At 75.7% G+C, this 6,876-nt stretch carries 8 protein-coding genes; 1 reads left to right on the top strand and 7 read right to left on the bottom strand.

The window, feature by feature from the left end; all coding sequences use genetic code 11:
• The 7 genes from E1283_RS28825 to E1283_RS37575 all read right to left on the bottom strand — a co-directional run.
• Nucleotides 1-276: NADH-quinone oxidoreductase subunit NuoK (locus E1283_RS28825; RefSeq protein ID WP_132821104.1), on the bottom strand; the 276-nt coding region annotated here is incomplete at its 3' end.
• Nucleotides 273-824 carry an NADH-quinone oxidoreductase subunit J gene (locus E1283_RS28820; RefSeq protein ID WP_132821103.1) on the bottom strand — a complete coding sequence of 184 codons (552 nt, stop codon included), beginning with the start codon at nt 822-824 and terminating at the stop codon, nt 273-275. The genes E1283_RS28825 and E1283_RS28820, both read right to left, overlap by 4 nt.
• Before the next feature lies 1 nt (nt 825).
• Nucleotides 826-1,710 carry an NADH-quinone oxidoreductase subunit H gene (locus tag E1283_RS28815; RefSeq protein WP_132821102.1) on the bottom strand — a complete coding sequence of 295 codons (885 nt, stop codon included), beginning with the start codon at nt 1,708-1,710 and terminating at the stop codon, nt 826-828.
• Entirely contained in the window at nt 1,703-2,893 is a 1,191-nt protein-coding gene (locus E1283_RS28810) for a hypothetical protein (protein ID WP_132821101.1), read from the bottom strand. Before E1283_RS28810 ends, E1283_RS28815 begins: the two co-directional genes overlap by 8 nt.
• Nucleotides 2,884-3,234 carry an NADH-quinone oxidoreductase subunit A gene (locus E1283_RS28805; protein WP_132821100.1) on the bottom strand — a complete coding sequence of 117 codons (351 nt, stop codon included), beginning with the start codon at nt 3,232-3,234 and terminating at the stop codon, nt 2,884-2,886. The genes E1283_RS28810 and E1283_RS28805 overlap by 10 nt, the downstream gene beginning before the upstream one ends.
• Nucleotides 3,235-3,318: 84 nt before the next feature.
• Entirely contained in the window at nt 3,319-5,214 is a 1,896-nt protein-coding gene (phsA, locus tag E1283_RS28800; RefSeq protein WP_425086249.1) for an O-aminophenol oxidase PhsA, read from the bottom strand.
• 235 nt (nt 5,215-5,449) lie between these two features.
• Nucleotides 5,450-5,884 (bottom strand): hypothetical protein, encoded by a 435-nt coding sequence (locus tag E1283_RS37575; protein WP_165956283.1) that lies wholly within the window; start codon nt 5,882-5,884, stop codon nt 5,450-5,452.
• A gap of 237 nt (nt 5,885-6,121) precedes the next feature.
• Here E1283_RS37575 and E1283_RS28790 point away from each other — a divergent pair.
• Nucleotides 6,122-6,876 (top strand): AfsR/SARP family transcriptional regulator (locus tag E1283_RS28790; protein ID WP_243745179.1); only part of this gene is annotated, 755 nt, incomplete at its 3' end.

Below are 6,876 nucleotides of genomic sequence, written 5' to 3'. Positions count from 1 at the left end.
GGTGTCGACCTCGCGGGCCCGGAACAGCGCGGTCACCACCGCGAAGCCCACGGCCATCTCCACCGCCATCGCCGTCACCACCAGCACCAGCAGCACCTGGCCCTCGGCCGCCGCCGGCGCCACGAAGTGCCAGACCCCGGCCGCGGCCAGCGCCACGCCGCCCAGCATCAACTCCAGACCCATCATCAGCATCACCACGGACCGCTGGGTGAGCGCCCCGAAGAGCCCGACGCCGAACAGCGCCGCCGCCACCAGCAGGACCGCCTCCAGGCTCACCCGACCTCCCCGCCCCGCCGCGCCGCCTCCCGCGCGCCGGCCGGCGGCCGGTCGTACCGCCCGTGGCGGGTGGCCAGCACCACCACGGCGACGATGGTGGCGAACAGCACCATGCCGAGCACCGTCATGGTGAGCATCTGCGGCCCCATCAGGGACAGGCCGAGCGCCCGGGTCGGATCGGCCGGCGCCCGGCCGGCGCGTTCCGGCCAGGGCGCGAGCAGCGCCCCGGCGGCCAGCAGCCCGAAGACACCGGCGCAGATCGCCGCCGCGCCACGGGTGTTGTGCCGCATCGACATCGGCGAGAGGCCGCTCGGCGACATCATGAACATGATCATGAAGACGGCCATCAGGGCCATCTCCAGGGTCATCATCAGCACGATCACCACGCCCAGGTAGTCGAGGCCGAGCAGCACCACCTCGCCCCCGACCGCCGACAGCGCCGCCAGCAGCGCGTAGGTGGCCCTCGCCATCGAGGCGCACCCGAAGACCAGCCCGCCCGCGCCGACCGCCACCGCGGCCAGCACCCAGAACAGCAGGTCGCCGAGCACGTCAGCGGCCCAGCACCACGACGGCGACCACCAGCGCCTGGGCCACCGCCAGCGGCGTCACCACCGTCCAGGCCACCGCGGCGAACCGGTCCATCCGCACCGCGGGCAGCCGGCGCCGCAGCCAGAGCAGCGCGGCGAGCACCGCCGCGGTCTTCACCAGCGTCCAGCACCAGGCGGGCAGCAGCGGACCGTGCCCGCCGCCCAGGAACAACGGCACCGCCATCCCGGCCGCCACCACGAGCAGCAGCCACCGCCCGCCGAGGAACGACAGCCGGTCCGCGCCGCCCAGTTCGCCGGCCGCCCCGCCGGCCACGTCCCGCCCGACCGGCCGGTCGAACGGGCCCCAGAACGCCATCGCCGCCGCGCTCAGCAGATGGACGGCGAACGCCACCGGCATCCAGGTCACGAACCACAGCCCGCGTTGCGCCTCCACCACCGCGCCGACCCGCAGACTGCCCGCGCCGAGCGCGGCCGTGGTCAGGGCCAGCATGTGCGGGACCTCGTAGGCCAGCCCCTGCGCCAGGAACCGGTAGCCGCCGATCAGCGACAGCGCCGAGTTCGGACCCCAGCCGGCCAGCCAGACCGCCGGCCACGCCAGCGCGGCCATCGCGTTGAACCACACCACGCCGACCGCCAGATCGCTCACCGACCGGAAGCCGAGCGGCAGCACCACGGCCCCGGACACGGCGGCCAGCGGCAGCAGCACCGCGCCCAGCGTGGCGAGCGGCGCGTCGGCGGCCACGGTCCGGCGCCGCCGGCGCGCCAACTCGCGCAGCGGCGCCACCCCGTGCCCGGCGGGGGCGGCGGCCAGCGCGGTGGCCGCGGCGGCCACCGCGAGCACCGGAGGCAGCGCCAGCGCCCACCACAGCGGGGCCGCCTCAGCCATGCGCCGCCGCCCGGGACAGCTCGTCGAGATCCGGGTCGAGGCTGGCCACGACGAGCCTGGCCGCCCCGAACTCGCTGCCCTCGACCAGCCGGGGCAGCACGTCGAGCAGCGCCGCCGACGGCGGCCGCCCGCCGCCGAGCCGGCCCCGTGGGCCGACCCGCTCGCCGGCCCCCAGCAGGCCGGGCGCCGTGAGCAGGCCGGCGGACCGCTCGATCTCCGCCAGCCAGCACCGGAACCGGTCGTAGGCGTCCCCGCCGGCCGCCAGCGCCGGGCCCGTCACCCCGGCGCGGCGGGCGAGCGCCGTCGGCAACCGGCCCAGCCCGCGCAGCATCCAACGTGCCGTCAGGGAGCGCTCGCCGCGCCGCACCAGGGACCGCGCCCCGCGCCGCACCGCGGCCGGGTCCGCGCCGGTCAGCAGCCCGTCCCGCAGCCGGTGCGCCGAGCCGGCGAGCGCCGCCCACCCCGCGACGCCGAGCAGCCGTCCCACGCTGTCCAGATGGGCCGCGCACAACCGCCGCGCGGCCGCCGCCCGTGCGACGGGCTCGCCCCTGGCCGCCCGCAGCCACGGCTCGTCCCAGAACGGCGGCCCGCCGGCCGCCGGGGCGGGCGACGGCGGGTCCATGGTGGCCGAGACCACCACGTCGCCCTGGAGGGCGAGGCGCAGCACCAGGCCGGCCGGCCAGTCGAGCAGCACCGGGCCGAGCGGCAGCCGCAGCACGTCGAGCCGCAGTCCGTCCCGGTCGTCGCCGCGCTCGGCCAGCGGCAGATGATCTGATACCGGGCCGGCCACCACCGGGCCGGCCACCACCGGGCCGCCGGGACCCGGCCCGCCGTGGCGACCGGAGGGGCGCGCGGGACGCGCCGCCGCGCCCCCGGCGGCGCGCAGCAGGTCGCGCCCGGCCGACAGCGCCCGCGCCGCGTGCTCGGGCTCGGCCACCGAGACCCGGGCGCGCGGCCCCGGCAGCCGGTCGTACAGCTCGTCCCACCAGCCGGCGGCGCCGGGGGCCGGGCGGCCCGCCACCACCAACAGGTCGGCCGCCGCGGGACCCTCGACCAGCGGCCACCCGGCGGCCCGCACCGCGCGTTCCACCGCGAGCCGGCTCGGCGTGCCGCCCGGCACCGCGGCGAGCAGCACCGCGGGCCGCGCCACCGCCCGCCGCCGCAGGGCCGCCCTCACGCCCACCGGAACGCCCCCTCACGCCAGGCGTAGCCGACCCCGGCCAGCAGGATCCCCAGGAAGACGAACATCTCGACGACCGCCGCCGCGCCGACCTCCGCCACCACGACGGCCCACGGGTACATGAAGAGCATCTCCATGTCGAAGGCCAGGAAGACCATGGCCACCGCGTACCACCGGACATGGAACCGGGAGGCGGCGTGTTCGGCCGGCGCGAGGCCGCCGGCGAACGCGCCCGCCGGAGCCGGCTCGGCGGGGCCGGCCAGCCAGCGGCCGGCCGCGTACAGCAAGGCCACCCCGGCGAGCGCCACGCCGAGCACCACGAACACCGGCTGCCATTCGCTCATGCCACCGATCGTGCGTCGCCCGGCGGGCCGCCGCATCCCGGCCGGGGGAGACGGGGGAAGCCCGCCGGGGGCCGGGACGCCGGCTCAGTGGTCGCCGTGGTCACCCCGGTGGTGGTCGAAGACCAGCACCTCCGGCGGGACCACCGTGAACGCCCGCATCATCCCCATGTCCTCGTGCTCCAGCAGGTGGCAGTGGTACATGAACCGGCCCTGCGCGCCCTCGTAGGGGCCCAGCACCCGCACCATCTGGTTCCTGGGCACCCGGATGACGTCCTTCCAGCCCCGCTCGTTCGGCTCCACAGGGACGGCCGCCCCCGGCGAGGTGTCGAACACCACCGGGGTGCGGGTGCCACCGAGCCTCGGGTCGAAGCCCGCCGTGAGGTACGGGTCACGGCCCATCAGCTGGAACGCCGTCAGGTGGATGTGCATCGGATGGGTGGGCCCGTTCAGGTTGAGGAAGGACCACTGCTCGTAGTCTCCGTGCTCCACCTTGAAGTTGAGCGTGTCGTCGTACCGCCTGGCGACCCGGCGGTACGTCCTGGTGGTGCCCTCGGCGCCGGTGACCTGGATGATCCCGTCCGACGGGATCTCCACCGACGCCGCGTCGACCTCCGCCATCTCCCAGATCTCGGGGTGGCCGCCGCCGCCCACGGTGCCGGGCGGGGTCAGCACGACCAGCCGGTGCTCGTGCGGGATGTCGTGCGTCAGCTCGCGGAAGGACCCCGAGACGACCTCGGGCAGGGTGAAGCGGTCGCGCACCGGGCGGCTGCCCACCCGGAACTCCATCACCTGCGGGAACGGCACGTTGTTCGCCGGGTCGGGCTCGCCCGGCACGCCGTCCTCCACGTTGACCAGACGCAGCCGCCGGCCGTGCAGCGCCGAGAAGTCGATCAGCAGGTCCATCCGCTCGGCCGGGGCGACGGTGAGCCGCTCCAGCGGGCCCTCGAAGTCCACCGGCACCGGCGCGGGCAGCAGCCCGGCGTCCGTGCCGATCTGCTTCACCGCGCCCCGCACCAACCGCCCCTCCTCGTCGATCAGGGCCAGGTTGAAGATCCGGGCGTTCGCCGCGTTGAGCAGCCGGAACCGGTACCAGCGCGGCTCCACCGCGAGGTGCGGCCACACCACCCCGTTGACCAGCGTGTAGGGGCCGCTGAACGGCAGGGTGACCGGCTGGTCCGTCTCGGGGTTCGGGGTGGGCAGCCGCTGCACCTTGTGCAGCTGCTCGCCGGTGGGCCGGCCCTCCGCGTCCACCACGAAGTTGCGGTCGGAGAGCACCAGCGGGATCTCGTACCGGCCGGCGGGCAGCCGCAGCGCGGCCTCCTCGTCGTCCCGGACCAGATACATGCCGGCCAGCCCCGCGAAGACGTTCCAGCGGGTGATGTGCATGGCGTGGTCGTGGTACCAGAGCGTGCCGGAACGCTGGTCGTTCGGGTACTCGGAGAGCTGCGCGTCGCCGTGCGAGACCGCGTTCTCCGTCCAGCCGTCGTTGCCGCCGCCGGTCACCGCGCCGTGCAGGTGGGTGACGGACCAGCCGGGCAGGTCGGCGACCTCCTTGACCTCCTCGAAGCCCTCACCCGCGCCGGGCACCGCCGTGGACGGCACCGACACCTCGCCCTGCCGCACGGTGAGCGGCGCGATTCCGGCCAGCACCGGGAACTCGCCGGTCAGCCGGTTGGCCCAGGCCACCCGGATGCGCTGCCCGCGCCGCACCTCGAAGGTCGGCCCCGGGTAGTGGCCGTCGTACGCCCAGACCAGGGTGGGTGCCATCTGCGAGTGCATGCGCACCCAGGCCGCCTCGAGCTCGACGGTCACCGCCTCGCCCTGGCCGCCGCGCCCCGGCCGCAGCACCGGCGGCACCCGCAGCGGGTCCAGAAACGGAGTCAGCCCCCCGAGCCGCTCCGCGTCGCTCCCGATTCCGCTCCCGGTTCCGTTGTCGCTCGGGTCGTTGTTCGTGTGGTCGGTCGTGTGCTGGTCGTTCACGTGATAGCCCCCCCGGGCTCCCCCAAGCCGCCGGCCGGTCGAGGCCGGCGGCGCTGACGTTTCTGAGCCCATCATGCGGCGCTCTCCCACCGATAACGGGCGTTTACCGGCCATCTCATCCGCACACGCCATGAACGCTGGCAACACCCTCACCTCGTGCCAAGAGGGGCGATCGGGCGGCGCGACATGGCCGAAAATGACGGGTGATCAGGGGAGCGGGCGGGGGAGCGCGACGTCAGCCGCGCGCCGTGGCGCCACCCGGGCCGGCCGCCCGCCCGTTGATCTCGTCGATCGCCTGCTGGGCCTGCTCGCGCGGCGAGCGCCCGGAGAGCTGCGACACCGAGGCGGTGGTCCCCGGCTGCCGCTGAGCCGCCGCCGCGGCCTGCGCCTGCGCCTGGGTCTGGACCGGCGTCTGGACCGGCGCCTGGGCCTGGACCGGTGCCTGGGCCGGACCCGTCGCCGGCCTGGCGTGGGCCGCGGCCCGGGTCCGAAGCCGGTGGGCGGCCGCCTCGTCCAGGCTCACCGGCCGCTGCGCCTGCGCGGCCAGCCGGCTCGCCTCGGCACCGAGCGAGGCCACGTCCTCCCAGCTCAGCCGCACCACCAGCCGCAACTCGGCCTCGCCGCCTGCCAGCGCCTGGATGGGAAGGGAGGTGCTGACGGAGTCACTCACGACTGGTCCTCTCGGTCACGGGCTCGCCGGCCGCTGATCGGTTCACCGGATGACACGAGACGCCGTCCCGTTCCGTTCAACGCGCCGTTCGATCCGCCACCCCCCTCGCCGGCCGGCCGTGTTCCGGCGGCCCTTATCAGACGAGGTATGAGGATTCCTTGCACCGCCCTTGCGCCGGATGCAAGATGCGAGGGAGTCGCCCGTGCGAACGGCCGGCTGACACCGGGGGGTTGAGGGATGACGGTGGAGTTGTCGGTGCTGGGCGACATGCGGGCCCACATCGGCGGACGTCCGGTGGACCTCGGCCACGCCCGCCGCCAGTGCGTGCTCGTCGCCCTGCTCGCCGACGCCAACGGGGTGGTCCCGGTGGAGCGCCTCGCCGACCGGGTGTGGGGCGAGCGCCCACCGGAGCGGGCCAGGGAGACGCTCTACAGCTACCTCTCCCGGCTCAGGTCCGCCTTCGCGCCGGCCAGGGAGCGGTTACGCATCGAGCGACGCCCCGGCGGCTACCTGCTGGCCCTCGACCCCTCGGCCGGCATCGTCGACCTGCACCGGTTCCGCTCCCTCGTCGAACAGGCCAGGGAACAGCCGGGCGACGAGCGGGCGGTCGTCCCGCTGGAGCGCGCGCTCGCGCTCTGGCGCGGCGAGCCGTTCGCCTCGCTGGAGTCGCCGTGGCTGAACGACCTGCGCGGGGCCCTGCTCCAGGAGCGGCTGGCCGCCGAACTGGACCGCAACGACCTGCGGCTGCGCCACGACCGCCACCCCGGCCTGCTCGGCGAACTGACGGTCGGCGCGGAGCGGAACCCGCTCAACGAACGCCTCGCCGGCCAGCTCATGCTGGCGCTCTGCCACGAGGGCCGCTCCGCCGAGGCGCTGCGCCACTACGAGCACTTCAGGCGCGAGCTCGCCAGCGAGCTCGGCGCCGACCCGGGCGCCGAACTCCAGCGGCTGCACCTGCGGATACTCGACGGCGATCCCACCCTCGGCAGGCC

Source organism: Streptomyces hainanensis, assembly GCF_004348415.1.
Taxonomy (GTDB): domain Bacteria; phylum Actinomycetota; class Actinomycetes; order Streptomycetales; family Streptomycetaceae; genus Streptomyces; species Streptomyces hainanensis.
The sequence above is the reverse complement of the archived record's forward strand: the minus strand, read 5'-3'. Positions and strand labels throughout refer to the sequence as shown.